General features: G+C 44.5%; 24 protein-coding genes. 10 read left to right on the forward strand and 14 right to left on the reverse strand.

Annotation, left to right across the window (positions count from 1 at the left end; translation table 11 throughout):
* Nucleotides 1–42: 42 nt before the first annotated feature.
* Nucleotides 43–1,434, reverse strand: a complete 1,392-nt coding sequence (locus AC6R00_RS08985; RefSeq protein ID WP_500640128.1) for an HlyD family type I secretion periplasmic adaptor subunit — start codon at nt 1,432–1,434, stop codon at nt 43–45.
* A 211-nt stretch (nt 1,435–1,645) separates the two neighbouring features.
* Here AC6R00_RS08985 and pdxH point away from each other — a divergent pair, with 211 nt between their 5' ends.
* Nucleotides 1,646–2,281 (forward strand): pyridoxamine 5'-phosphate oxidase, encoded by a 636-nt coding sequence (gene pdxH, locus AC6R00_RS08990; protein ID WP_500640129.1) that lies wholly within the window; start codon nt 1,646–1,648, stop codon nt 2,279–2,281.
* A 16-nt stretch (nt 2,282–2,297) separates the two neighbouring features.
* On the opposite strand, the gene AC6R00_RS08995 is transcribed toward pdxH, so the two are convergent.
* The 3 genes from AC6R00_RS08995 to AC6R00_RS09005 all read right to left on the reverse strand — a co-directional run bounded on the left by AC6R00_RS08995 (nt 2,298) and on the right by AC6R00_RS09005 (nt 6,336).
* Nucleotides 2,298–3,011, reverse strand: a complete 714-nt coding sequence (locus AC6R00_RS08995) for a helix-turn-helix transcriptional regulator (RefSeq protein WP_500640130.1) — start codon at nt 3,009–3,011, stop codon at nt 2,298–2,300.
* A gap of 264 nt (nt 3,012–3,275) precedes the next feature.
* Nucleotides 3,276–5,096: an SUMF1/EgtB/PvdO family nonheme iron enzyme gene (locus AC6R00_RS09000; protein WP_500640131.1), complete on the reverse strand. Its 1,821-nt coding sequence runs from the start codon at nt 5,094–5,096 to the stop codon at nt 3,276–3,278.
* 142 nt (nt 5,097–5,238) lie between these two features.
* Nucleotides 5,239–6,336 (reverse strand): PEGA domain-containing protein, encoded by a 1,098-nt coding sequence (locus AC6R00_RS09005; RefSeq protein ID WP_500640132.1) that lies wholly within the window; start codon nt 6,334–6,336, stop codon nt 5,239–5,241.
* 495 nt (nt 6,337–6,831) lie between these two features.
* Between AC6R00_RS09005 and AC6R00_RS09010 the strand changes: the two genes are divergently transcribed.
* From AC6R00_RS09010 to AC6R00_RS09035, 6 genes are all read left to right on the forward strand, one after another.
* A complete protein-coding gene (locus AC6R00_RS09010) occupies nt 6,832–7,647 on the forward strand; it encodes an AraC family transcriptional regulator (RefSeq protein WP_500640133.1) in 816 nt (271 codons plus the stop codon).
* A 187-nt stretch (nt 7,648–7,834) separates the two neighbouring features.
* A complete protein-coding gene (gene putA / locus AC6R00_RS09015) occupies nt 7,835–10,954 on the forward strand; it encodes a bifunctional proline dehydrogenase/L-glutamate gamma-semialdehyde dehydrogenase PutA (protein ID WP_500640134.1) in 3,120 nt (1,039 codons plus the stop codon).
* Between the two features lie 23 nt (nt 10,955–10,977).
* A complete protein-coding gene (locus tag AC6R00_RS09020; protein ID WP_500640135.1) occupies nt 10,978–11,676 on the forward strand; it encodes a 1-pyrroline-5-carboxylate dehydrogenase in 699 nt (232 codons plus the stop codon).
* A 70-nt stretch (nt 11,677–11,746) separates the two neighbouring features.
* Nucleotides 11,747–13,234: a sodium/proline symporter PutP gene (putP, locus tag AC6R00_RS09025; RefSeq protein ID WP_500640136.1), complete on the forward strand. Its 1,488-nt coding sequence runs from the start codon at nt 11,747–11,749 to the stop codon at nt 13,232–13,234.
* A gap of 178 nt (nt 13,235–13,412) precedes the next feature.
* Nucleotides 13,413–13,646 (forward strand): hypothetical protein, encoded by a 234-nt coding sequence (locus tag AC6R00_RS09030; protein WP_500640137.1) that lies wholly within the window; start codon nt 13,413–13,415, stop codon nt 13,644–13,646.
* Nucleotides 13,647–13,745: 99 nt separating this feature from the next.
* Entirely contained in the window at nt 13,746–14,222 is a 477-nt protein-coding gene (locus AC6R00_RS09035; RefSeq protein ID WP_004744557.1) for an Lrp/AsnC family transcriptional regulator, read from the forward strand.
* 41 nt (nt 14,223–14,263) lie between these two features.
* On the opposite strand, the gene AC6R00_RS09040 is transcribed toward AC6R00_RS09035, so the two are convergent.
* The 4 genes from AC6R00_RS09040 to AC6R00_RS09055 form a co-directional block, all read right to left on the reverse strand.
* Nucleotides 14,264–14,968 (reverse strand): DUF445 domain-containing protein, encoded by a 705-nt coding sequence (locus tag AC6R00_RS09040; protein WP_500640138.1) that lies wholly within the window; start codon nt 14,966–14,968, stop codon nt 14,264–14,266.
* Nucleotides 14,969–15,070: 102 nt separating this feature from the next.
* Complete coding sequence (locus tag AC6R00_RS09045; RefSeq protein WP_500640139.1) at nt 15,071–15,499, reverse strand: acyl-CoA thioesterase; 429 nt, start codon at nt 15,497–15,499, stop codon at nt 15,071–15,073.
* Between the two features lie 224 nt (nt 15,500–15,723).
* Complete coding sequence (locus AC6R00_RS09050) at nt 15,724–16,059, reverse strand: hypothetical protein (protein WP_500640140.1); 336 nt, start codon at nt 16,057–16,059, stop codon at nt 15,724–15,726.
* A gap of 123 nt (nt 16,060–16,182) precedes the next feature.
* Nucleotides 16,183–17,616: a methyl-accepting chemotaxis protein gene (locus tag AC6R00_RS09055; RefSeq protein ID WP_500640141.1), complete on the reverse strand. Its 1,434-nt coding sequence runs from the start codon at nt 17,614–17,616 to the stop codon at nt 16,183–16,185.
* A 284-nt stretch (nt 17,617–17,900) separates the two neighbouring features.
* On the opposite strand from AC6R00_RS09055, the gene AC6R00_RS09060 reads away from it, so the two are divergent.
* Complete coding sequence (locus tag AC6R00_RS09060; protein ID WP_500640142.1) at nt 17,901–18,362, forward strand: GNAT family N-acetyltransferase; 462 nt, start codon at nt 17,901–17,903, stop codon at nt 18,360–18,362.
* A gap of 12 nt (nt 18,363–18,374) precedes the next feature.
* On the opposite strand, the gene AC6R00_RS09065 is transcribed toward AC6R00_RS09060, so the two are convergent.
* A complete protein-coding gene (locus AC6R00_RS09065) occupies nt 18,375–19,271 on the reverse strand; it encodes a DMT family transporter (protein ID WP_500640143.1) in 897 nt (298 codons plus the stop codon).
* 207 nt (nt 19,272–19,478) lie between these two features.
* Here AC6R00_RS09065 and AC6R00_RS09070 point away from each other — a divergent pair, with 207 nt between their 5' ends.
* Both AC6R00_RS09070 and AC6R00_RS09075 read left to right on the forward strand, forming a co-directional pair.
* Nucleotides 19,479–19,835 carry a hypothetical protein gene (locus AC6R00_RS09070; protein ID WP_004744564.1) on the forward strand — a complete coding sequence of 119 codons (357 nt, stop codon included), beginning with the start codon at nt 19,479–19,481 and terminating at the stop codon, nt 19,833–19,835.
* A gap of 8 nt (nt 19,836–19,843) precedes the next feature.
* Nucleotides 19,844–20,191, forward strand: a complete 348-nt coding sequence (locus tag AC6R00_RS09075) for a GlpM family protein (RefSeq protein WP_500640144.1) — start codon at nt 19,844–19,846, stop codon at nt 20,189–20,191.
* Between the two features lie 38 nt (nt 20,192–20,229).
* Here the strand turns inward: AC6R00_RS09075 and AC6R00_RS09080 are convergent, their stop codons facing one another.
* The 5 genes from AC6R00_RS09080 to AC6R00_RS09100 form a co-directional block, all read right to left on the reverse strand.
* The gene (locus AC6R00_RS09080) at nt 20,230–21,069 is read right to left on the reverse strand and encodes an energy-coupling factor transporter transmembrane component T family protein (RefSeq protein ID WP_500640145.1); all 840 of its coding nucleotides are present in this window, start codon (nt 21,067–21,069) and stop codon (nt 20,230–20,232) included.
* A complete protein-coding gene (locus tag AC6R00_RS09085; RefSeq protein WP_500640146.1) occupies nt 21,066–22,751 on the reverse strand; it encodes an ABC transporter ATP-binding protein in 1,686 nt (561 codons plus the stop codon). The genes AC6R00_RS09080 and AC6R00_RS09085 overlap by 4 nt, the downstream gene beginning before the upstream one ends.
* Nucleotides 22,752–22,757: 6 nt before the next feature.
* Nucleotides 22,758–23,306 (reverse strand): ECF-type riboflavin transporter substrate-binding protein, encoded by a 549-nt coding sequence (locus AC6R00_RS09090; RefSeq protein WP_500640147.1) that lies wholly within the window; start codon nt 23,304–23,306, stop codon nt 22,758–22,760.
* 239 nt (nt 23,307–23,545) lie between these two features.
* Nucleotides 23,546–24,676 carry an HlyD family secretion protein gene (locus AC6R00_RS09095; RefSeq protein ID WP_500640148.1) on the reverse strand — a complete coding sequence of 377 codons (1,131 nt, stop codon included), beginning with the start codon at nt 24,674–24,676 and terminating at the stop codon, nt 23,546–23,548.
* Complete coding sequence (locus AC6R00_RS09100) at nt 24,676–25,065, reverse strand: DUF3302 domain-containing protein (protein WP_239824818.1); 390 nt, start codon at nt 25,063–25,065, stop codon at nt 24,676–24,678. Before AC6R00_RS09100 ends, AC6R00_RS09095 begins: the two co-directional genes overlap by 1 nt.
* Nucleotides 25,066–25,213: the final 148 nt, after the last annotated feature.

A 25,213-nucleotide genomic window follows, 5' to 3' on the forward strand; every position in this document is an offset into this window, starting at 1 on the left:
ACCTTCAAATTGTGTTCTCTGGCTGTTTGTTAATCATACAATCTATTCCTTTAGAGCATTGTTTTGTGCGCTAAGAATTGGCTTAAGCAGGTACTCTAAAATGGTCCGCTTGCCAGTGATAATATCGACCGATGCGGTCATCCCAGGAATAATCGGGAGTGAGTTGTCTTTATCGAGACTTGTCTCTTTTGTCCGTACACGCACTAGATAGTAGCTATTGCCCTCTTCATCCGTTGTTGTATCGGCACTAATATGTTCTAGCGTGCCTTCTAAGCCGCCATATTTAGTAAAGTCGTAAGCACTAAACTTAACGATAGTGTGAAGATCTGGACGCAGAAACGCGATATCTTGCGGTGCGATTTTGGCTTCAACGAGTAGAGTGTCTTCACTTGGTACTATTTCAACAATATCCATACCGGGTTGGATAACCCCACCAACCGTGTTGACGTTGAGGGTTTTGACCGTACCTGTGACGGGAGAAGTGACTACTGTACGATTGACACGGTCTTCTAGTCCCACGGTCGATTCTGTAAGGGAAGAGAGTTTGTCTTGTGCTTGGTTGAGCTTCTCTTGCTGCTCTGAGCGAAACTTCTGCGCTGCATCAATACGGCTTAGCATGGCTTCGCGAATTGCAGATCGAAGGACAGGAACCTTGAGCTCGCTGGAAGTCATCTCGCGTCGAGTGTCGTTGACCTGACGTTGAAGCTTGAGTAATTCAATTCGTGGTACAACACCTTCTTCAGCAAGTGGCTTGGTAATTTCTAGCTCTTTGTTTGCAAAGCGGTAGCTCTCGCGTAAGTTTCTCACTCGCGCCTGGATTTCGACTAAATCTTGCTGTTTCTGTTTTACTTGCTGATCAAGAAGTGAGATCTGGTTACGAAGATTATTCAAATCTTGACGATACTCTGCGCGTTGGCGAGCAACTAGATTGGGTTGAGTTTCTTCGAGAACCGGTGGGAAGGCCAACTTGTTAAAGTTGAGTATCACGCTTTTCTGCCAATTGTTTTCATCAAAATCTTCATTGAGCTCCACACTAGTAATGGAAGCGGAAAGCTGTAAAACACTCGCGGTTAAGTTGGCGACCTGCTGCTCACGTTCTCGGTAATCGGAACGGAAACGCGTATCGTCAATAAGCAATAGCTGCTGGCCTTTTTCAACCTTTTGACCTTCACGGACAAGGATCTCTTTGACGAGACCACCTTCTAAGTTCTGCACAACCTGAATTTGAGAAGAAGGAACGACTTTACCCTGACCGACAGTGACTTTATCGATTTCTGCCCAAGAAGCCCAAATAGCGGCAAGCACAAAAAAGAGCACCATGACCCACAGCATCACACGAGCACTATTGGGTGTGTTTAGTAGGAGTGCCGCTGTTTTGTCGTCGACATAGTCCAGTTCGTTAGGAGTAAGCTTGTCATAACCGCTCTTACTCATGGGTAGTCCTTATTATATGGAGTTATTCTATTGATTTTATTACTCATGACTCAAAATGTTAAGGATTTGCTGTCAGATTTGTCCTAGTAAAATAGTTAACTTAGATTTAATCGATGGTTTTTATAGAGTGTAGCGTTATCCGTTGCCTTGGGCTTGAGTTCTTATCATTAAGAGCGCACAATCGACAAAAAAATTTCGCCGAGGAGAAAAGATGGAACTTGATGATATTCGCCGCGAATACACAAAAGGTGGTTTGCGTAGAAAAGATTTGTTGTCAGACCCAGTTGCTCAGTTCAATTTGTGGTTGAAGCAAGCGATTGACGCCAAGCTCACAGATCCAACTGCAATGACTGTGGCAACTGTTGATGAGACAGGTCAGCCTTTCCAGCGAATCGTATTATTAAAAAACGTCGATGAGCAAGGGTTTATTTTTTATACGAACTTAGGTAGTCGTAAGGCGCAACAGATTGAGCACAATGCTAAAGTGAGCCTTCATTTCCCTTGGCACCCGCTTGAGCGACAGGTCCATATTACGGGAGTTGCCGAAAAACTGAGTGCTGTCGAAAACATGAAGTACTTTTCTTCAAGGCCTAAGTCAAGCCAACTTGCTGCTATCGCAAGTAAGCAAAGCAGTCGCATTACAGCACGTGGGGTATTGGAAGGTAAGTTCTTAGAGCTGAAAAAGAAATTTGAAGCGGGTGAAATCCCAGTACCAAGTTTCTGGGGAGGCTACCGCATTAAGCCAGAAAGCATTGAGTTCTGGCAAGGAGGGGAACATAGACTTCATGACCGCTTCTTGTTCTCTAAAGACCACGAAACGTGGCATATTGATCGCCTAGCTCCATAGTCAAAACGCCGCTTTATTAAGTGGCGTTTTCTGCATTAAGAGCTACGGATATTTGAGTTTTTAACAAGGTTTCTGGTATGTAGGAGCCGTAGCCCTGCTCAAGTGCCAGATCGATAAGGTGAGCCTTAGAGTGCGCGCCAAATTTGTGCCGAAGCCTCACGACATAGCTTTCTAATGTTTTGATCGATATTTTCATTATTTTGGCGATGTAACTTGGCTTTTTACCATACAGCAATAGAAACAGTGCTTCAGACTCCCTTGAGGTCAGTTTATTGCTCAAGGTGTTTGTTGGTGGAGTGTCACCTGCTAAGGTTTCATTCGATGTGAGCCCAGTTGCGCGACATATCCAGTGGCTCACTTCTAAAATGGCGGTATTCGACAGCTCTTGGCCATAAAATATCGTGCCTTGTACCTGTCCATTGTCGTCTAGCCACGGGGTCTTAGTAAATATATGGGCACGCCAGCTACCATCAGGGTAAGGGTGAATATCTAAGATCTTAAGCTGCGCTTTATTCTCGATAACGTATCGGTCTTGCTTCACAAAGTCAGCAGCACAACGGGATGTTGGGCTAGGCATTTGGCTGTCAGATAAGCCAGTACACTGGCTAGATTGCGTGAAACCGATAAGTTTGGCGTAGGCTTCGTTAGCGTAAACAAAAACAGAATTCAGGTCTTTACAGCCCCAATAGCCGGGGAGTTGATTGAATAGAGAGGCTTGTTGTTCGTTCACTTATCAATATAAAACTTATAAAACAGGACGAATATCATATCAGATTTAAATATTCTGTACGATAAAAAATGCCAGGCATCTTACGATGACTGGCAAACACAAGAAATAATCTTGTCGACGTTTAGAAGAGGTTCTATGAACTCAGTGGTTCACTGAGTATAGACGTATCAATAGATACTGAGTTAGGTAATACAACCTGACTCGTTAGTTATCATATCTCTTTGATAGTAATAAAAAAGGGGGGAAATCCCCCCTCTAGATTGATCAGTTGATGTCTCTGACTACGCGGAAGCCAAGATAATTTGCAGCTTCAAACGTTGACAAGTAGAGTTGCTTATCTGATGCCGCCATGTCTGGCGAGAAATTCCAAGCGCCACCTTTAGCAATGCCTTTAGGGCTACTCGTCCATTGCCAAACGTTACCCACTACATCGTAAAGACCTAATTGGTTCGGTTTAAAGGCACTGACTGGTGATGTGCTCGTGTTAGACCAAGGAGTACCACTCCAACCGGTATTGGCTTCACCAGAGATGAATGCGTCTCCCCACCAATATTTATCTTGGCTACCAGCACGAGCAGCGACTTCCCATTCTTCTTCAGTAGGTAGACGATAAGCTGCTCCTGTCTGCTTACGTAGCCAATTAGCATACGACTTAGCATCGTTTTGGCTGACACAAACCACAGGGGAGTTAGGGTACTGCTTAAAGCCAGGATCACGCCAGCTTGCTTTAGATACGGGAGTGACTTCACCATTCACAAGTGCAGTACAGGTGTTTTTAAGCTCTGCATCCGTTTGGTAATTGGTGTGCTCAACAAAGGTCGCAAATTGACTCACTGTGACCGGAGTCGCGCCAATACCGAAAGCATGATCAAGGAATACTTGTTTCGAGGCATTTTCACCCGTGAAGTATTTTCCTTGTAAAACAGCAATCATTTCAGGTGCTTGACCATCATTTGCCATACCGTCAGCAAATTTACTGCCTGCTCGAAGTGGGTTGGACTTTTCTTTTAGAACCGCTCGAATTGCAGTGTCAGACTTGACCGAGACTTGCTGGGTAAATGCTTTGTAGCCCTCTTTTTGTACAGTAACGTCGTGAAGGCCGATAGGCAGCATAATTTCAACAGGTGTACTACCGTAGGAAACGCCATCGATATAAACACTGTCGTTGAACTGATTAGAGCGTACCGCAAGTGTTACCCATGCCATTTCTTGGTCGGCTTGTAGCTCTCGTGACGTGCCAGGTGCGAAACAGTATTGAGTGCCCACGTGCAACAAGTCACATGCAGCTTTCGCTTTAGGGCGAGCTTCTAGTTCTACGTCCATGATAGTGCGATAACGGACACCATCGTAGAAACCGGCCTGCTTAGTCGCGTGTTTAATCACATGGATATTAAGAGATGTGTCATTGATATTGCGCTTAACCAGAGCACTTTCGCTTGTATGTTCCGCTATTTCAGCTCTAAACTGTTTGACTGCTTTTTGCAGAGCAAGCTCTTTAGTTTGCTGGTCACATTGCGAAAGGGTAAGCGATGGTTGGCATCGGTTAGTAAAGCTAACGGAAATCTGCTGCGGTTGTTTCAGCTCAGCCCTAAGCTGTTCAACTCGAGCCCGAATTTTATCTTCGTCTAAACCAGCGATCTTCTGTTCTATAGCTTCAAGCTCAGCTTGGCGAGTTGCAAATACATTACGTATTTCTACCAGCTCTTGCTCTGTTGACAAGCGTGCCTTTTGGTTCTGTTTAACCGCCGACCACGCATCTTGGTAGGATTTTTGTGATGCAGCAAGATCAATGTTTGGATCGTCAATCATACGTTGGTAAGCATTCTCTAGCTTACTTTTAGCATTAGAGAACGTTTCATCCAAAGACTTGGCCTTTTGCTCAAGAGAGTCCAATTCTAATTTCTTGCTATCTAGCAGCGCTTGCTGCTGTTCTTTCGCTTGTAGCGCAGCTTTTAACTCATCGTGTGTTGTGAACAATTGGTCATCAATCTGGACCAATGTCTTCGGTGCTTCTTCTGCTTTGACAGGAGATAGAAGCAAACACGGAGATAATGCTAACAAAAGGGCTGGTAAACCTGGGCGCATTGTCTTTCTTCTACATCTAATTATTGATTAATTGGCTTATTTTAAACGAAAACGCCACTTTGTCTTAAGTTATCCGTTGATAACTTAGGATCAAAATGGCGTTTTTAGCTCAATCTTGTGAATTCAGTATGAATTTCAAGCGTTATCCACTCGGGCGCAACTTAACCCAAACTGTATCATTTGCGTTTACGCTAATCTCGCGATTGTAAGTCTCGAAACCATTCTTTGATACAGTAACTTGGTGTTTACCACGTGGCAGCACTACTTCAACGGGCGTACTGCCGTAGTTGATACCGTTGATAACAACCGCATCATCGTACTGATCAGAACGAACGGTCACGTTGACCCAGTTCTTATCGTTCTTTTTGGTTTTTGCAGCTTGGTCGCCTTTTAAACAGTAGCGAGAAGATACATTAAGCAGCTTACATGCTGCTGAAGCTTCTGGACGAGCTTGAAGCTGAGACTGCATTTGTGTGAAGTAGCTATTGTTACCTTCAAAACCAGAACGGATGATTTGGCTCTCCTGAACATGGACGTTGAGCTGAACACCTTTTGCATTCTGCTTAGCTAAGTTCGATTCAGTTAGACGATCCATTAACTTAGCTTTAAAGGCTTTAACCGCTTTTTGCTTAGTTAGATATTGGCCTTGGCTAGTACACTCGCCCAATGTCATTGTTGAAGAACAGGTAGTTTTGTAGCTTGTTTCAAGTACATCGCTTTCACGAAGTTCAGCAGCAATACGTTTAACACGCGCTTCAACTTTTTGCTCTTGGAGATAAGAAAGCTCCGAGTTGACGCGTGCTTGTTTCTGCTTGATTTGCGAAAGGCGCATCTCACTTTCAGTGATTGCTTGCTGGTTTTCAAGTAGTGAAGATTGGTTCTCTTTCACCTCAGACCAAGCATCTTGGTAAGCTTTTTGGAATGAAACTAAGTCGATATCTGGATCATCTAAGAGGCGGTTATACTGTTTGTCCAGTGCCGACTTGGTGCGATTACGCTTAGCGTTGAGTTCCTGCTCACTACGCTTAAGCTTACTTTTATCATTCTGAAGTTGTTGGAGACGTTCAGCTTCAGAGTCGAACTCTGCAGCCATTGTACCCATTTCCGCTTCTTTATTTTCTAATTTACTCTCGATTTCTGCAACAGGATCGCCCTGTACATTTTCTTCTGCAAAAATCGAAGTCGAAACCCAAAGAGGGCTTAGCGCAAGCAAAAGCGCTGGGATGCGACGTGTGATCATAAGTCCCTGCAACAATTAACGTTTAAATTACCAAAGTAAAATATTTAAACCCAGTGCATATATCTAAAGACATGCACTTTAAAATAGGAAAAAGACAAACTTTTGACAGTCCATTGTTAAGATGCCTTGAAAAGGTCGATTTCTTCCATTTTTTCATCTCTATTTCTAGAGAGTGTTACCTAAGCTTATCATAAATCGAGATAAACTTATCTAATACATAATCCATTTTGGGCGCATTGGAGAAATATGCAAGTAAAGATTCTTGATCGGTAAGCGGTAAAATGGATAGAAGTGACATAAGCCGTAATTTATGTGCACTTGATCATTCTTCCAGTAGCTGGATTGGTGGTTTTTTCAACAACAAGAAATGGCTCCGGAGACGAGTCTTACTGAGCAAAATGCAACCTATTTGATAAATTATCAATAGGAATTTCGAGTTGAATCACTTTTGGTATACCATGAACATTCCGCCACCAAATACACTAGTGTACAGCTATGTCTTCAACCTTTAAGTCAGAAAACAAACCATCAGCTGCCAAAGATTTGTCACCCTTGCCTGCGCAATTGGTCACTTTGCCGTCTTACATGGAGTGCCATGACCATAGTTACACTCAAGTGGTCATTGGATTGAAAGGAAAAGCAGAATTCGAAGTCAGTGGTTATGGTAACTTGGTGGGACCGGGTCAAGGCTGTGTGGTGACTTCTGGTACAGGTCATGCCTTTGGTGGAGTACTGGAGCAATCAGATATCTTAGTGCTTAACATGCCTTTGCCTAAAGATGACGATCCTTTGTTGCTACAAAGACTGAATGACCTTAATCAAAAGGATACCTACTTTCAGCTGGATAGCCAGATTCAAAAATTGATTCAAATGCTAGTAGCAGAAATGCAGTCTAGCCCGGATGACCTTCTACTAAGCAGAGCCTGTAACGATACGGTTGTTGCGCTATTGCAACGCCACATGTCTGCATTTGCTAATTCACGGCGCGATTCTCGTTTTGATTTAGAGGCAATCGACCGTTACATCGAGCAGCACCTAAGTCAAAAAATCTCCGTTACCCAGCTTGCTGGCAGTGTGTTCCTTGGAGAAAGCCAGTTTCACTCGCTATTTAAAGAGCAAATGGGTATTACTCCCCACCAATATGTATTAGGCAAACGCATTGATATGGCTAAACAGCTCATAGAGCAAGGTCATCTCACTTTAGGTCAAGTGGCCGAATTTACCGGATTCTCTGGCCAAAGTGCCTTCACACATACTTTTTCTCGCCTTCAAGGCATGTCACCGTCTCTGTACAAGAAACAATTTGGTTAAATAAGATAACTTTAACCATATATTATTTTGCTTATTTGCATGTGACTCTGTATTTGTTTTGTTAATAATCAGAGTTTTTAGCAAAAAACTCGGAGTTTTTGACAAGTAATCTTCTCGGGCTCAAAATACACTGCAAGCCATTGTAGGAAACCTGAACTAATTTCAGGTCTGAGATTGAGGAAAACGCATGTTTACAGCGACTGACGTGTTAAATGCTGAGTTTGTTGAGCAACCGCTTAACAAGCTTTGGTCGTTGATCTCTCCACTATACATGGTGGATGAATCACAATGGCTTAATCAATTGCTGCCATTAGCAGTGCCAACCGATGGCGAAAAAGAGCAAATTGCTGCAAAGACGACCGAGCTGATTGAAGCGATACGAGCGAATAAAAAGTCGATTCAGATGATCGATGCGCTATTGCTTGAATACAGCCTTGATACGCAAGAAGGTATCTTGCTGATGTGTTTGGCAGAAGCGCTGATGCGTATCCCAGATTCAGCAACGGCTGATGCACTGATTCGAGACAAATTGACTGTAGCGGATTGGAAATCTCATCTTAAGAATTCAGACTCGGTGTTTGTTAACGCCTCGACTTGGGGATTAATGTTGACTGGCAAGGTCGTGGGCCTTTCTGAAAACGAATCTCAGAGCCCGGTGAGTGCGGTTAACCGCCTAGTAAACAAAATGTCCGAGCCTGTAATCCGTAAAGCGATGCACCAAGCGATGAAAGTGATGGGGCACCAATTTGTACTTGGACGCAGCATTGCTGAAGCGCAAAAAAATGGTCGCCCAATGCGCGACAAAGGCTTCACCTATTCTTATGACATGTTAGGTGAGGCAGCACTAACAACCGCTGACGCTAACAAGTATTTCAAAGATTACCTCATGGCGATTGAAGCCGTAGGACGTGACAATTATGGATTGGATACCAGTCCAGCACCCTCGGTTTCGATCAAGCTATCTGCACTTCATCCACGTTACGAAGTTGCCAATGAACAGCGAGTGCTGACTGAGCTATATGACACGCTCCAACAGTTACTTCGCCGTGCGGTTGAGCTTGATGTTGCGATTACCATTGATGCAGAAGAAGCAGACCGTCTTGAGCTTTCTCTAAAACTGTTTGAGAAAGTGTATCGCAGCGAACTTGTTAAAGGTTGGGGTAAGTTTGGCCTGGTAATTCAAGCCTACTCGAAACGTGCTTTGCCTGTTCTAGTTTGGATCAATGGTCTAGCAAAAGAACAGGGGGACTTAATTCCACTTCGCCTTGTGAAAGGTGCTTACTGGGACAGTGAAATCAAGTGGTCACAACAAGCGGGTTACACTAACTATCCAGTGTATACTCGCAAAGAAGCGACAGATGTAGCTTATCTTGCCTGTGCGCGCTTCCTACTGAGCGACAATGTCCGCGGCAATATTTTCCCGCAGTTCGCTAGCCATAACGCGCAAACGGTGACATCGATTGCGGTCATGGCAGAGCATAAAGATTTCGAATTCCAGCGCCTTCATGGTATGGGAGATTCTCTTTACAACCACGCGATGGAAGCTTACCAACAGTCAGTTCGTATTTATGCGCCCGTTGGTAGCCATAAAGACCTGCTTCCTTATTTGGTACGTCGATTACTAGAAAACGGCGCTAATAGCTCTTTCGTACATCGATTGGTCGATGCACGCTGTCCTGTAGAAACATTGACCCAGCATCCAGTTGACATGCTAAATGCGTTTGAAACGCTAAATAACGCCAGTATCCCACTGCCAACTGACGTGTTCCCTGAGCGCAAGAACTCACTTGGCGTCAACGTTGATATTGAAAGTGAAGCAAAGCCGTTTGAGCATGAGGTAGAAAGCTTCTTGAGCAAAAACTGGATGGCAGGACCAATCATTAATGGTGAGTTCCTTGCCGAAAGCATGATCAAGGAAAACATCAACACTGAATCGGTGACGGCACCTTACGACAGACGTATCCATGTTGGTCAGGTCGCTTTTGCTACCCTTGATCATGTTTCCGCTGCTATTGAAGGTGCAGAGCAAGCATTTAGTGCATGGCAATCAAGTCCGAAATCTCAACGTGCGGAAAAACTGGATACCTTAGCCGACCTACTTGAAGAGCACTTGGCAGAGCTCGTAGCCATCTGTCATCAAGAGGCAGGTAAGACGATTCACGACAGCATTGATGAAGTTCGTGAAGCGGTTGATTTCTGTCGTTACTACGCCAAACAAGTCGACGCACTTGGCGAGTTGGCGGTGAAAGGCTTTGATGGGCAAAGTCGCGTTGTCACTCGTCAAGGACGTGGTGTCTTTGTTTGTATCAGCCCATGGAACTTCCCGTTGGCGATTTTCCTTGGACAAATAACCGCAGCCCTTGTTTCTGGAAACACGGTTGTTGCTAAGCCTGCGGAGCAAACTAGCCTAATCGCAGCTCGCGCTGTAGAACTTATGTTAGATGCGGGTTTCCCTGCAGGTACTATCCAATTACTACCTGGCCGCGGCGCAGAAATTGGTTCGGCGCTGACCTCGCACTCTGCAATTGCAGGTGTCGCGTTTACTGGCTCAACCGCCACAGCGCAGCGAATCAACCAAACTTTGGCAGAGCGCGATGCAGCGCCAGTACCATTTATTGCTGAAACTGGTGGTCAAAACGCGATGATCGTCGATAGTACTGCGCTTCCAGAGCAAGTGGTTCGTGACGTAATTCGTTCTGCATTTGCTTCTGCGGGTCAGCGCTGTAGTGCACTGCGTGTTCTCTATGTTCAGGAAGATATCGCTGATCGTATCGTCGCCCTAATCCAAGGTGCGATGGAGGAATTGAGCGTAGGTAAGCCTTACCTTCATTCTACTGACGTTGGCCCAGTTATCGATCAGACGGCTAAAACGAAACTGCTACAGCACATTGAGCGAATGAGCAGCAGTGAAAAGAAAGTCGCTCAACTTGCGTTGTCTGAAGAGCATGAGCACGGTGATTTTGTTGCCCCTACGGCCTTCGAGATTGCTGACATTTCTTGTCTCAAAGAAGAGCAGTTTGGGCCTATCTTGCACATCGTTCGTTTCAAAGCGAGTGAGTTGCACCAAATTGTTGACCAGATAAATACCACTGGATTTGGTTTAACTATGGGCATTCACAGCCGCAATGAAACCACCTATCGCTGGATTGAAAAGCATGCTCGCGTAGGTAACTGCTACATCAACCGAGACCAAGTAGGTGCGGTGGTAGGTGTTCAACCGTTTGGTGGTCAAGGTTTGTCTGGCACCGGTCCAAAAGCCGGTGGTCCACACTACCTGTATCGTTTTACCCAAACACAATTTTCTTAATTGAGTGAGTAAGGAGAATAATCATGGTTCATCAAGTAACTCGTTTTTCTGATGCTTTCTCAGCTTGGGAAAACTGGAATTTAACTAATTTTGACTCTAAGAGTGAGTGTTTGCTCGCTTTTAAACAGGCTCTACAACACGTACAGCCTGAGTTGGCTTCTGTTGTTTCCTACCATATTGAACAGGCTTCAGCTCTGCTTGCTGAGACACATCAATTGGTTGGCCCAACAGGTGAAACCAACGAATTGTACACTGCAGGTCGTGGTGTAGCTCTCGTGATTCAGGACGATACACGAGAGCAGGCTAAGCTAGCGGTAGTGGCGCAAATCAGCGCGGCACTTATCGCAGGTAATAGTGTCATCTTGTGCAGTGATGATGCTGAGCTATGCCAATCTTTAGAAGCTGCTTATCAGCAGTCTTCGTTGCCGACTAACCTAGTACAGTTTGCTGCGCTTGATGCTTACCATCAACTGCTGGAATCGGATGTACGTAGTATTGGTTACGTCGGTAATACTGAGGTTGAAAGGACAATCAACCGTCAACTCGCCAAACGTTCAGGTGCCATTGTAAGCCTGACGTCTGAAACGGATTTTGTGAATCTATCTGTGGCTCACGATCCCCATCTAGCGCTTCGTTTTATTACAGAGCGTACTAGAACAATAAATATAACAGCAGTGGGTGGTAACGCGACTTTGCTCGAGCTAGGAAGCGAAACCCACTAATCTTCATTGATTTGCCCTCGAATATCGGGGGCATTCAGGGAAGGCGATCTTTTAAAAGAGGACAAATCACATGGAAAATAGCTTTGCTATTACAACCACGTTTATTGCGTATCTGATACTAATGCTGGCCATTGGTGTTATCGCTTATCAGCGCACAAAAAGCTCAAGCGATTACTTCTTGGGTGGCCGCTCACTCGGCCCTTGGCCTGCGGCATTGTCAGCAGGTGCTTCAGATATGAGTGGTTGGCTTCTACTTGGTCTGCCAGGCTATGCTTATGCAGCAGGTATCGAAGCGTTCTGGCTAGCAGGTGGTCTACTTGTAGGTACTTGGTTGAACTGGCTAATTAACGCAAAACGTCTACGTACGTACAGTATTACGACCGATGCGCTAACACTACCAGAATTCCTATCTCGTCGTTTCAACGATAATTCTAAACTGATTCAGGTAATTTCTGCTTTCTTCATTCTTTTATTCTTCCTTTTCTACACAAGCTCAGGCTTGGTAGCTGGCGGTAAATTGTTTGAGACAGTATTTGGTTTAGATTACACAACGGCAGTTATCATCGGCACAGTCTGTGTTGTTTCTTACACGCTATTTGGTGGTTTCCTAGCGGTATCTTGGACTGACTTGGTTCAAGGTTTACTGATGGCAGCGGCACTATTAATTGTACCAATTGCAGCGATGGAAGGTGGTTTTGGTCAACTAGGTAGTGACTTAGCAGCGATCAACCCTGAACTGCTGACATTGTGGGATGATTCAAAAGGTGAGCCACTCTCAGCGATTGCGATTATCTCGCTTGTAGCTTGGGGTTTAGGTTACTTTGGTCAGCCACATATCCTTGCACGTTTCAAAGCATCTCGTTCTAACAAGGATCTAACGACTGCGCGCCGTATTGCTGTAATTTGGACTGCGCTATCTATGGTCGGTGCGATGTTAGTTGGTCTAGTTGGCCTTGTGTATGTCACTAACTCTGGTGTGAGCGTTGACGACGGCGAGAAAATCTTCATGTTGCTGGTTAACTCGCTATTCCACCCTGTGATTGCCGGTATCTTGCTTGCTGCGATTCTAGCGGCTGTAATGAGTACTGCGGATTCACAACTATTGGTTTCGTCGTCTGCTCTAGCGGAAGACTTCTACAAGCAAGTGTTTAAGAAAGATGCGAGCTCAGAAGAGATCGTCATGGTAGGCCGCGTCGCCGTTATCGGTATCTCGATTGTGGCACTAGTTCTTGCTATGACACCTGACAGCTCTGTACTTGGTCTTGTTTCTTACGCTTGGGCTGGTTTTGGTGCTGCGTTTGGTCCTGCTCTTGTACTTAGCTTGTACTGGGAACGCATGAATCGCAATGGTGCTCTAGCTGGTATTCTTGTTGGTGGTATTACCATCGTTGTGTGGAAACAGCTATCAGGTGGTTGGTTCGATGTGTATGAAATCGTACCGGGAATCATCTTCTCTGCTATCGCGATTATCGGTATTAGCCTAATGACAGGTGAACCAGAAGAGTCGGTGAAAGCACAGCATGCTAAATTTAAGAAGCAGCTGACTGAACTTGACTAGTTCGTGCCTCTTTTGACAATAAGCCCCGAAGTTCGGGGCTTTTTTCGTATATAAGCAGTTAATTTGGCTATTTATTGAACTTACCTCACGTTTTCTAAACTAATGTTTGAATTGAGTGAACTCTCCCTTCCAAAATGTGTCGATTATCAATAGCACGAACTTTTAAGGAGAGAAGAAAATGCCACAAATGCACTGCCACTGCTGCGGAAAAAGCACAGCACATAAGATTGTTATGAAACGTTGCGAAGTTCAGCATGACTCGGTAGCAAAAAGTATGGCGTGTTTCTTTTCGACCCTTTTTCAAGGAGCGCACTATGTCAAAATGGAAAAGCAGGCTTTTTGTCGAGTTTGTAACACTCAATCTGAAGTGATTTCTACGCAAGACACTTTTTCAGATGTGAAAATCGCATAACTTCACAAAATCTCTATACCACTTTCGCATAAGTGTAAGTGCGTTAACGCTTTTGACTTAAAATGGCGTTACGTTTTTGTCACTTACTATGAGCGATAGATGGATTTAGATCGAATCGACCGAGAAATACTTCGCGCTTTGAACCTCAAAGGTCGACTACCTATTGTTGAACTTGCTAAGCAAGTGAATCTCACTACCTCTCCTTGCTCTGACCGTGTAAAACGTTTAGAAAAAGAAGGATATATCACCGGCTATCACGCCGAATTAAACCCAGAAAAACTGGGCTTGGATGTTCAGGTTTTTATTCACATCAGACTGGATCAAACCAGCTTCTCTATATTTGAAAAGTTCGCTCAAGCTGTGGCTGATATGCCCGAGATTGAAGAGTGTTACTCTCTATCTGGTGACTTTGATACCATGATCAAGGTTCGAGTCAAGGATATGAAGGCCTATCAAAACTTTATGTCGACTAAGTTAGGCACTTTGCCTGGTGTGATTCAAACACGCAGCGAAGTGGTGATTGAAGAGCATAAGACCAGTTTTGGGGTTAATGCTGACCTGATTTCCAAACTATAAAAAAGGGAAGCGACGCTTCCCTTTTAGAACCTAACTGTGTTTTACGCGACAAATGATGACGCCACACCAATCAGTCCACCAAAAACACCACCCCATACAACCAGCCAGCCTAAGTGTTGTTTGATCATCTTTTGCACCATCTCTTTGACGAGTTTAGGCGTTAACTCGCTTAGGCGTTGATCGATAATGTTTTCGACGTTGGTTCGTATTTCGTCCATCATTGCCGGCGCTTCAAACTGCTCCTTCAGCGCCTCTTTGATAGTGTCACTTTGGCTCATATCGACAATGGCTTCTTTCATCTTATCGACAAATGGCTGTTTCATTGGCTGAAGGGCTTCTGTTCCTCCAAACATCGCTAACATGCCGCCAAACTGAGAGTTCGCAATTACGTCAACAAGTGAGTCGAATGTCGGGTTAAAGTCGATCTTCTCGATCACTGGCTCAAGGTTAAGCGATTTACCCCCTGCTATCTCTTTACTCAAAAACTTATCAATGTTCTCCTGAGTAAAGAACTGTTCCATCATTAGGTTCTTAATCGCTGCTTTAAACTCTTCGAAACGGGCTGGAATCACGCCAGAACCGTATAACCCAGGAACTTTCTCGAACAACATGTGAATGGCTAACCAGTTGGTGATTGCGCCGGAGAAAGCGAATAAACCGGCGTAAAAGGCGATTTGATTCCCTGTCTGGTGGCCTCCCGCTAACAGAGCGAGTGCGATAATGTTAGTAAGTAAACTTTTGTTCATGAAGAAAATTGGGTGATTAACTGACAATGGAGCGCAGTATATAACATCTTGATCTTGTAGTGACACTCCTTTGCCAATATAAACGACTCGCATATAACGGTGTTATTTCTCTTCTGTGGAAATAATCGCTTGCTTGATGTGCTCTGGTATCGTTGCTTTGGTTTGGTTCTTGAAATCAAACATGACACAAGTGGCAGTTCCAACAGTGGTGACTTTGCCGACTTTTTTACTAACGACAAGATACTCCATTGTAAAGCGGTCATCCTTAAGCTCCGATACTCTAGAACCAATAAGCAAGGTGTCAGGGTAGGTGACAGGTATTTTATAGCGACAGTCTGTGTGCCCCAGTACAGGGCCAATGTGGTGCGTTTTGAGATCGACCAGTAACTCTATTTTTTTAAAATAATCGAGTCGAGCTGTTTCGAAGTAGCGGAAATAGACCGCATTATTGACGTGCTGAAGGGCATCCATTTCACCCCACGCAACAGGGACTTCAGTGACGATAGGGTAGTCGGCAAGTAGCTCTTCCATGTTCATTCTCCATTGATATCGAGCAAATAGTCTAAATCGAACGGAGGATAATGTGTTTTTGATGTTATAAAATTGTGATCAAAAGAGATTCTGCACCCAATAGGCTTGAGTTATATAAGCCAATGAGGAAACTCTCCAGTTATCCAGTTATCCAGTTATCCAGTTATCCAGTTATCCAGTTATCCAGTTATCCAGTTATCCAGTTATCTAGCTCCCCTAATTCTCTAGTTATCATACGGCACATCATCAAGTCGCCACATTTTTAGGGTATGACTGACATCTAGGCATTTTCCGAGCAGAATCTGGTATTTAGGATCATATGGTTCTCCGATATAGGTTGTGCGTATCAGCTCACCTGTCTTCATGTCGACCTGTGTGACGGTTCTTCCCTTAAAGTTTTGCAATAGGATAAATTGCTCGCTTTCATAGACTAGCTGTTCTTTATAGAACCAAAAGGTATCTTCTGTATGCAGGAGCTTACATTTTAGCGGAAGTGATGCAGAGTGTTGTGCTGAGCTTGGATTGGTCAACAACAGCACATACAGTAGTAGAGTGCTCATTTCGTCGTCCTTAATCCCACCGAAAAGTTAAATTAAGTATAGGTAAGGGAGTCGACTTTGGCTGAGAGTTTTATTGAGACAAAAATAAAGGGCCCTTAAGCCCTTTATTTTACATAAAAGCGATTATTGAGTTCGATAGCTTTTCAAAATGTCAGCGAGCGAAACCGAAGCCTGCGTTAGGTCGGCGACACCAGCAGATGATTGCTCTGCCACGTTGCGGATGGTGTTAGATTGAGTGCGAATGTCACTCAGTTCTGTTGCAATATCGTTGGCTACTGCGCTTTGCTCTTCAGCAGACGTTGAGATTTGGATGCTCATATCCATCAGTGATCGTGCTGATTCTGAAATAGATTGTACGTCATTGCCAATATCCGCGACTAAGTCACTGCTGGTCTGCGCTTGGCTAACGGTTTGTTCAGTAATCGATGCAATGCTGTGAGTCTCGGACTGTAGCTTTTCAATCATTGACTGGATTTCAACTGTCGCAGACTGTGTGCGGCTTGCTAAGGTTCGAACTTCGTCAGCAACAACTGCAAAGCCGCGACCTTGCTCACCCGCACGTGCCGCTTCGATCGCTGCGTTAAGTGCTAGAAGGTTAGTCTGCTCAGAAATAGCGTTAATTGTGGTAATTACTTCATTGATCTGAGTGGTGTTTTCAGTAAGGCTTGCCACTGATTCTGACGCTTTACCAATATAGTCTGATAGTCGAGAAATTTCACTGATAGCTGACTGAACGCGAGTGTAACTTTGTTCGATATGCTGAGCATCGTTTTCCGTTTGCGAAGTGGCTTGCTGAGATATGTTGGAGACTTCTTTCGCAGAAGCCGTCATCTCTTCCATTGCAGTGGCAACTGAATCCAACGACGCATACTGCTGGCTAATTTGGGTTTCGCTCAGTTTCATTTCTTGTTCAAATGAGGATGAGGTTCCACTCAAAGTTGTCGCACTTTCTTTCACGGTAACGACCAGATCGGTCAGAGTGTCCATCGCTTTATCAAGAGCACAACCTATAGTACCGAATTCGTCTCGCCCAGGATGGAAACCTAAGCGTGAGGTTAAATCCCCTTCACCAATACGTTGCGTTGTCGTGTATAGCACCCAAAGCGCCCCACCTAGGAAAGTGGCAACCCAATAACAGAAAATGGCAAACGGAATCACCCAAAGGAAGCTTAATGCAAAACTGGTTAGTGCTTGTGACTTCGCTGCTTGTACTTGGTTCTTGTTGTTGAGCACAAGTTGATAGGCTTGACCGCTTGGAGCCTGCGCGGTCACTGTTGCGATACCATCATTGTATTGAGGTTTGTTTACCGAACTCGTCGTTGAGACGTTTGGCAGTTGCAAAATACTCTCTGAAGAGCCAACGCTTAATATCCCATTAAGTTGGTGCTCTGCCGCCTGAATGGTTTGTTGCTCAAGTGCGTTTGTCTCTTGAAGGTACCTACCTCCTGCAATAGCTGCCACAGCAACTAGGAACAGAGCAAATATCACCCACATCTTGTCATTAATGGACATCTTGATAAACAAGCGGTCTATCGTTCGAAATTCAACTTCTTTCATACCAGGATTCCTACGCTTTCAATAGCAAATAGCTTACTTGTCATTTTGTAAAAATATGTTTATAAATTTATCGGTCTGAGGTGAAGAATTATGAGTCTCTTGTCGCACTAATTTGTAATCATAATTTGTGTTTATGCCATTTATGTGAAGATGATCGTTATTCGATGGATATTTGCACTATTGAAATAGCGGTAAGCTGGTGAGTGATTCGTGTTTCAAGAAGATTATTACTTCGGCTTGATTTTTGCTGATGCTATCGTCAACGTCTAAAAAATGGAGCAAGTATGGAAATAAAAACGGGTCAGTTGGACCACCCAGAAGTTCTTAAGCTGTTAGAGGAACACCTTGCCGACATGAACGCCACTTCACCTCCTGAAAGTGTGCATGCGTTGGATGTGAGTTCGCTGAAAGATGAGAGCGTAACATTTTGGAGTGGATGGAAAGCCGACAGACTTATGGGCTGCGCCGCGATTAAACGTTTGGACGGTAATCATGTTGAAATCAAGTCCATGCGGACTTCGAGTGCGGCGAGAAATCAGGGTGTCGCCTCATTTTTGCTACAGCATGCATTGGACTTTGCACGGCAAGAGGGCTTTACTAGAGTCAGTCTGGAAACGGGCTCAATGGGATTTTTTGCTCCCGCAAGAGCCCTTTATGAGAAGCACGGTTTTCACTATTGCAAGCCATTTGACGACTACACGCTAGATCCAAACAGTCAATTCATGACTTTAGAACTATATAGTTAGGAGCAAGAGTCCCTAACTCTGTTCAACCGCTTTTGGACGTTGAAACATCTGTCGAGGTGAGAATCCTGTCACCATCATGGTGCCACTTAGCACCAAAGTGGTGCCAACGATAGTGTTCCAGCCTATCGGTTCATCTAAAATTAATGTTCCCCACAGAATCCCAAATACAGGAATCAAAAAGGTAACAGACAAAGCGGAAGCGGCACCTTCATCAGCAACCAACTTGAAGTAAAGCAAATAGGCTGCCCCAGTACACAAGACTCCAAGTGCAACAACAGACAGCATTTCTTGTTGGCTAGGCTCACCTCTCATTGGCATGAAAGGCAGTAGGGGCAATATGATTAAAACAGCTGCCCACATATTGCCATGCGCGTTATCGAACGCTGCAATTTTTGGCGCAGTCTTGGTGTAGTTTGTCGCGATGCCATAACTAAACGCTGCCATTACCCCTGCAAATATTGGTAGAGCGGCATCAAGGCCGATATTTATTGCATCGACACCGACTAAGGTGATCACCCCTGCAACCCCAGTCAACATGCCTAGACTGGCTTTAGCAGTAAGAATCGCTTTGTGCCAAAAGATACCAATCAGCGCCCCCCATATTGCCGCAGTTGAATTTAATACCGATAAGGTCGAGGCGTTAAGTGTTTGCGCTGCATAGGCAAACAGCATAAAGGGTAGTGCGGTGTTGAACAGCCCGATGATCATAAAGTGTTTGAAATTACGCCGAAATGCGAGCTTACGTTTTAAATACAGTGAAACAAGCAGCAAACTGATCGCAGCGAACCCAACCCTGAACTCAATCAAAAAAGCAGGGCCGAAGGTATTCGCGGCGATGCGCATAAATAGAAACGAGCCACCCCATATAGCGGCTAGGCAGATTAAGCGAAGAAAGCTTGCTGTACTCATTATTATTCCCTTCTTATTTGTTACGCCAATGTGAAGCAAACTGATGCAATAGGCAATAGTAGAAAGGATTAGATTTCCGGAAATGGCTAGGATCTTATGTTGCGATGTTTTTTCATCTGATGAGAAAGCGCCCAATCTAGGGCATCGTCATCGTAATGTAGTACTACTAACCTAGAACTTATTTACCTAGCATAAGCACATCACGTTATGAACTTGATCGTTAATGTCCACAAAGGTATTCGAAAGCACGGGTTTGAAATGGCCACGCGACAAGCATGGAAGTGTGGGATGAAAGCCAATTTAGTGAAGCGTGTTATTGGTGTCGCTCGCGGGCAGATAGTCTGCGTGATTGAAGGTGTTCGCCCTGAGCTTTCGACCGAGATTAACAACGCGCTACACAGTGATGAAAAGCAAGGTCGATATGTTTTTGTTGGTGGCGTGGTCTGGCAACCTAACGACCTGCTTGCCCCTGGCTTTCCTGACTTTATGTTTATGCATCTTAGAAACTTGGGCACTAAACATAAATATATGACCGACGACGAACTGTTTCTGAATCTGGCTTAGGGGTGGAGATGATTACGCTATTTCTAAAGTGTTTGCTCGGCGCCGCTGCGGTCATGATGATCGCATTACTGTCTAAGTCGAAGAGTTTCTATATTGCTGGATTGGTGCCGCTATTTCCTACCTTTGCACTGATTGCACACTATGTGGTGGGAAGCGAGAGAAGTATGGAGGAATTGCGCGTTACCGCTTTGTTTGGGCTTTATTCGCTGCTACCGTACGCAAGTTATTTGCTCGCGGTTTATTATTTCAGCTATACCTTTTCACTCGTGCAAACCTTATCGATGGCGACAGCGGTGTGGCTTACCTCATCGATGGTATTGCTGCTTATTTGGACCAAAGCATTAGCGCTGAGTTAAACAAAAGCCTAGAGCGGACCCTAGGCTTTGTCATTGTCTTAGAGTGGATACCAAAAAAGCTCAGTTTCCAAATAGCGTTTCACGATTGCAAGTAAGACGATCAACACCACTGCTGTTAGACATATCTTGTCTGAACTTTGCAGAGGTTTAGCGCTATACCAACTACGCGCTTTATGTCGACCAAACCCTCGTAACGTCATTGCATTGGAAATTTGATCGGCGCGATCAAGGCTTGAAAAAATCAACGGTCCGAGGATTTTTGCGACATTCTGCATACGCTGGAAAAGAGGTGTGCTTTTAGATATATCGAGTCCGCGAGCCTGCTGAGCATGCATGATGTTGACGAAATCATTTTTCACTTCTGGTAAGTATCGCAGGGTCAAACTCACCGCATAAGCAATCTTATATGGCACACCAATTCTGTTTAAGCTGGCAGCAAACTCGGTTGGATGGGTAGTAAAAACAAACACCAAAGCAATCGGGAACATACTGAAGTACTTGAGTGTTACTGTGACTAAATAAAACAACGTCTCCTGGGTAAGCGAGTAACCACCGGGTAGGGCGAGCAGAACGTTATGGCTGCCGATGAACTCTGAGCCTTGCTGCGGAGCAAGCAAAAACATAAACAGGGCGTTAAGGAGTAGAACACTCGCCGTTCCGATCAATAAAGGTTTATACACCTTAAAAGGCACTTGAGTGAGTTTAAGCAGATAAAGGCCAGCTAAAATCAACACACTGATCATGCGCAGATCAAAGGTAGTAAGAACAACCGTGACCCAAGCCATGAATAAAGCAAACTTAGTAATTCCGTTTAATGCGTGCAGTGGAGACTTGGTATCGACATAGCTAATGCCAAACTTCATTTTAGAGGCATTCATGCGACATTCTTCTCTTGTTGGATAAAGTACTGCATAAAGGCGTTTTTATTTTCCACCTCTAAACTATCGGCCAAATCGTAAAGACTGGTGGTAGTCAGATTAGCTTTGTCCAACAACTCTGGTTGGGTAAAAACATCTGTCATAGGGGCATCAGCGACGAGCTTGCTGTCTGAAATGACAATCGAGCGGTGGGTATACTCCAGTACTAAATGCATATCGTGAGAAATGATGATGACGGTAATACCCAGTTTTTGGTTGAGCTTGCCGATAAAATCTAGCATCGATGTGTAGTTTCGGTAGTCTTGACCCGCCGTTGGCTCATCCAGTATCAATAATTGCGGTTCTAACGCGAGAATTGAAGCAATCGTAACTCGCTTTTTCTGCCCGTAGCTGAGAGCTTCGATTGGCCAGTTTCTGTACTTGCTTAGACCACATAACTCTAGAGTATCAAGAACTTTCTTTTCGATTTCTTGCTCTGTTAAGCCTTGGTTACGCAGACCAAATGCCACTTCGTCAAAAATCATATGATGAGAGATCATATGATTCGGGTTTTGCATCACGACACCCATCTTCTGACTGCGTTCGAAAATGGATAAAGTGGCAATGTCTTGGTTTTGAAAAGAGATAGAGCCTGAGTCTGGACTCAGTACACCCATGATGAGCTTGGTTATGGTTGATTTACCTGAACCATTCTTACCTAAAATAGAAACGAACTCACCTTGCTTGATGTCAAATGAGACATCTTCGAGTGCATTTTTTTCTCCGTCGTAAGAATAGGTTAACCCCTCAATGGAAAGCAGAGTGTCGCTGTTCAAGCTCGTGTTGATAGGGTGAGCTTGCCACTGAGAAAATAAGGTTTTGTACGATTCGACGGGCATCGCGCGCAGGGACGCACAATTGTTTTCATCTACTGGGCATTGAGCCGCTTTCATCGCAGATAAATATAAAGGTTCACGAATGCCATGATTGTTCAATAGAGAAGACGAGAGGATTTCGTTTGGTGACATATCGGCGACGATTTCACCTTGCTCCATCAAGATCACTCGGTCAACGTGACGATGCAACACATCTTCAAGGCGATGCTCGATGATGATGATGGTCTTGCCTGTCTCTTTATGCAGTTGATCAATAATCTCGATTGTCTTGCGCCCTGTTTTAGGGTCAAGAGCGGCGAGAGGCTCATCAAACAGTAAGGTATCGACGTCGTCAACTAAAATGCCCGCTAATGATACCCGTTGTTTTTGGCCACCAGACAAATCATGAGGTGACCGGTCAAGCATATGTTCTAGCTCAACCATTTTAGCAGTGGACTGGACTAGCGGGTACATATCAAGGTTTGAAGCAAGCTGGTTCTCTAGTGCAAAGGCTATGTCTTCGCCCACACTGAGCCCGACAAACTGGCTGTCAGTATCTTGTAATACGGTGCCAATTTGTTCGGTGTAATGGTGTAGGTCTAGCTCTGAGATACTTTGACCGTTTAGAGTTAGGTTCCCGGAAATTTCGCCTTTGATAGCGTGAGGAATCAGCCCGTTTAAGCATTGACCAAGGGTAGATTTACCACTACCACTTGGCCCGATAATGACGATTTTCTCTCCTTTCTCTATCCTTAGATTGATATGTTTTAATGTCGGTTTATCCAGTGACTCATATCTAAAAGAGAAGTCAGAAAATTCAATTGTCATTGATGATTATGCCTCAGTCAGATTGCGGCTTTGCTTATTACGTTTCGCAACAGATTTAAGAATAAAGTAACCCACAACGGCAATAAGTACTGTGTTACCAGCGGCGATGATTGAAAGTTGAGTAAACACTTTAGTGAAAGGTTCGGCGTATAGAATCGTATCTAGGAAGGCTGAACATCCGTAACCGAAGATATTACCCACTAATGCTAGAGCAACAAAAAGACAAAAATCCTTATTGTTGAAATCACCTGTTGAGATGCGGTTTTTGGTTAGCATTGGGAAAAAACCAATAACCATACCGACGATACCCGAGCCCAACACCCAAGTTAGCCACACCCCCCAACCAGCGAAAAGGTCGGTTACCCAGTGACCAATAAACCCAACTAAAAAGCCAACAACAGGTCCAAAAAGGACAGAAAAAAGTGCTAGGACTGCCATGGCTGGTTTAAGAGTGGTGTTTGCGAATACAGGAATGCCAAACATAGGCAAGCCACCAATTCCGTACAATGCCGCACCAATAGCGATTACAACCACTGTTTTTGCTGTAAAGTTCATAGATATCCTTTGTCTTTTCTTAATAATTACGTCCAGCGTATGTTTTAATCATTATTAGTCGCTAGATCAGCAAGCCGCTGATTATACCTGCTAAGCGATGGCTTGGAAAGATAACGGGCTAGACGTCTGGATACCTTGTGTGCAAATGGAAAGGTACAATTTAAGAGGTGGACAGACATCACCCAAATGGAAAGCAAATCCCGCGTTGGGTGATGTCATTTTGCTTAGGTCAACAGGCTCTAGTGGTCGAGATAGAGATAGTTCTGCCAGCTTTTCATACGAATTAGTACTTTGCGCATAATCGAAACATGAGTGAACTGATCAGAATAAACGGCCACTTCTACTGCGGTACCTAAAGGGAGGTGATACGGAGAAAGGTCATCAGTTATTCTCAGCTTCGCGAACACTCTGCCACTTGTTCTTAACGCTTCGGTGCCTAACAAAGCGCCTCTAGCTTGAAACTGGCTTTCACCAATGGCAGGCAGTATCTCTACTACCTCGCCTTTAAACACCTTACCTGGCAGTGCTCTAAATAAAAACTCCGCTTCAAAGCCAGGCTGTAGGCGTTGTAGGGAGTTTTGCCTAAATGCAGCGGTATAGAAGATCTCTTCGGTATGAACAAAGGTCATAACGGGAGCGAGTGGAAGCGGAACTGCCATCACACCGGGTCTTAAAGCCAGTTGGGTAGCAAAGCCATCTGTTGGCGCTCGCACCATGGTTTGTTCCAAGTTGAATTCAGCTTGGCGCAGCTCTTCGATTAGGCGGGCAACGGTTGTGTTTTCACCACCTATTTCTGAATCGAGTGCCAGTTGAGCTTGCTCAACTTTCGCGTTTGCGACATTAACCGAAGACTCTGCAGCTTTATAGGCTTGACGTCGAGTGTCGAGTTGTTGGTCGGTAAAAGCCCCTTTGTCGAACCCGCGCTGATAGCGGTCAAACTCTCGCTTCGCTTTGTCTCGTTCAGCAATTGCCTTATTCTTCGCCGCAATCGCTTCTTGAAGGGAAGAGTCGAGCCCCAGAGCTCCTTGGCTAGCCTCTTTGATCTGCGCTTTTTTCTTGGCTACCTCGGCCTCATAAGGGATAGGGTCAATTGTGAATAACACTTCTCCTTGCTTGAGCGGTTTATTCGCTTCGACGGGAACATCGATGACTCGTCCTCGCACACCAGAGACAATTGGAGTAGTGGAATAAACTTGATTACCAATTTGGGTAAAAGGGTGGTTGTAGTTCATCAATAAAATCAGGGTTCCGATAAGTACCACTCCTCCGAGTACCGCTGTTGGTACGGTCCATTTATTGAGCGGAATATTGAAAACTTTAAAGATGGTAATGCACAGCGCCGCATAGGTTAGAATGAGTAATAAATCCATTATTGCTCCTCCTCATTGCGGTTAAACTGAGGTTGTATCGTTGAAGGTGAATAGCTCTGCTGTTTGAGTTCAGCGACTTCTTTTTGCAACTGACTGACTTGGTCAATGAGCTCATCTACGCGGTGATGAATATCGTGCTGCTCCTCTTCAAGCCGTTTGAATCCCCAACCTCTTTCTTTGCGCCATAAAGTGGCCCATATCCAAAGAAATGGCCAAATGGCATGGAGTGTAAACAAACTCACCCAACCTGCGTAATGAATGGCATCTTGATGTGGATGCTCGCGATCTCGGGCGATCTCATAAGGGATATCGTGAATCACGATAATGCCGTAGAAAATAACCAGCGCTACGAAGATCAAAAGACCTAACGCGAAATAGTCTAGAAACATACTAACAATCCTTGGTCATAGTATTTTGTACAGAATAGAGGCGTGTCTGTTTAAAGTATAGAAACAAAATCAAGACATTAGATGAATTTTGTTTGAAGTTGATCGGGCTAATGAGATGGACAAACAGTTAAGCACACGATAGAAAACA

This window comes from Vibrio sp. R10-SF1-ISO8, assembly GCF_059833805.1.

Bases quoted from the DNA above. Each gene is read 5' to 3' on its own strand.
- AC6R00_RS08985 (WP_500640128.1), bottom strand. From the start codon at position 1,434: ATGAGTAAGAGCGGTTATGACAAGCTTACTCCTAACGAACTGGACTAT.
- pdxH (WP_500640129.1), top strand. From the start codon at position 1,646: ATGGAACTTGATGATATTCGCCGCGAATACACAAAAGGTGGTTTGCGT.
- AC6R00_RS09000 (WP_500640131.1), bottom strand. From the start codon at position 5,096: ATGCGCCCAGGTTTACCAGCCCTTTTGTTAGCATTATCTCCGTGTTTG.
- AC6R00_RS09005 (WP_500640132.1), bottom strand. From the start codon at position 6,336: ATGATCACACGTCGCATCCCAGCGCTTTTGCTTGCGCTAAGCCCTCTT.
- AC6R00_RS09010 (WP_500640133.1), top strand. From the start codon at position 6,832: ATGTCTTCAACCTTTAAGTCAGAAAACAAACCATCAGCTGCCAAAGAT.
- putA (WP_500640134.1), top strand. From the start codon at position 7,835: ATGTTTACAGCGACTGACGTGTTAAATGCTGAGTTTGTTGAGCAACCG.
- AC6R00_RS09020 (WP_500640135.1), top strand. From the start codon at position 10,978: ATGGTTCATCAAGTAACTCGTTTTTCTGATGCTTTCTCAGCTTGGGAA.
- putP (WP_500640136.1), top strand. From the start codon at position 11,747: ATGGAAAATAGCTTTGCTATTACAACCACGTTTATTGCGTATCTGATA.
- AC6R00_RS09030 (WP_500640137.1), top strand. From the start codon at position 13,413: ATGCCACAAATGCACTGCCACTGCTGCGGAAAAAGCACAGCACATAAG.
- AC6R00_RS09035 (WP_004744557.1), top strand. From the start codon at position 13,746: ATGGATTTAGATCGAATCGACCGAGAAATACTTCGCGCTTTGAACCTC.
- AC6R00_RS09040 (WP_500640138.1), bottom strand. From the start codon at position 14,968: ATGAACAAAAGTTTACTTACTAACATTATCGCACTCGCTCTGTTAGCG.
- AC6R00_RS09045 (WP_500640139.1), bottom strand. From the start codon at position 15,499: ATGGAAGAGCTACTTGCCGACTACCCTATCGTCACTGAAGTCCCTGTT.
- AC6R00_RS09050 (WP_500640140.1), bottom strand. From the start codon at position 16,059: ATGAGCACTCTACTACTGTATGTGCTGTTGTTGACCAATCCAAGCTCA.
- AC6R00_RS09055 (WP_500640141.1), bottom strand. From the start codon at position 17,616: ATGAAAGAAGTTGAATTTCGAACGATAGACCGCTTGTTTATCAAGATG.
- AC6R00_RS09060 (WP_500640142.1), top strand. From the start codon at position 17,901: ATGGAAATAAAAACGGGTCAGTTGGACCACCCAGAAGTTCTTAAGCTG.
- AC6R00_RS09065 (WP_500640143.1), bottom strand. From the start codon at position 19,271: ATGAGTACAGCAAGCTTTCTTCGCTTAATCTGCCTAGCCGCTATATGG.
- AC6R00_RS09070 (WP_004744564.1), top strand. From the start codon at position 19,479: ATGAACTTGATCGTTAATGTCCACAAAGGTATTCGAAAGCACGGGTTT.
- AC6R00_RS09075 (WP_500640144.1), top strand. From the start codon at position 19,844: ATGATTACGCTATTTCTAAAGTGTTTGCTCGGCGCCGCTGCGGTCATG.
- AC6R00_RS09080 (WP_500640145.1), bottom strand. From the start codon at position 21,069: ATGAATGCCTCTAAAATGAAGTTTGGCATTAGCTATGTCGATACCAAG.
- AC6R00_RS09085 (WP_500640146.1), bottom strand. From the start codon at position 22,751: ATGACAATTGAATTTTCTGACTTCTCTTTTAGATATGAGTCACTGGAT.
- AC6R00_RS09090 (WP_500640147.1), bottom strand. From the start codon at position 23,306: ATGAACTTTACAGCAAAAACAGTGGTTGTAATCGCTATTGGTGCGGCA.
- AC6R00_RS09095 (WP_500640148.1), bottom strand. From the start codon at position 24,676: ATGGATTTATTACTCATTCTAACCTATGCGGCGCTGTGCATTACCATC.
- AC6R00_RS09100 (WP_239824818.1), bottom strand. From the start codon at position 25,065: ATGTTTCTAGACTATTTCGCGTTAGGTCTTTTGATCTTCGTAGCGCTG.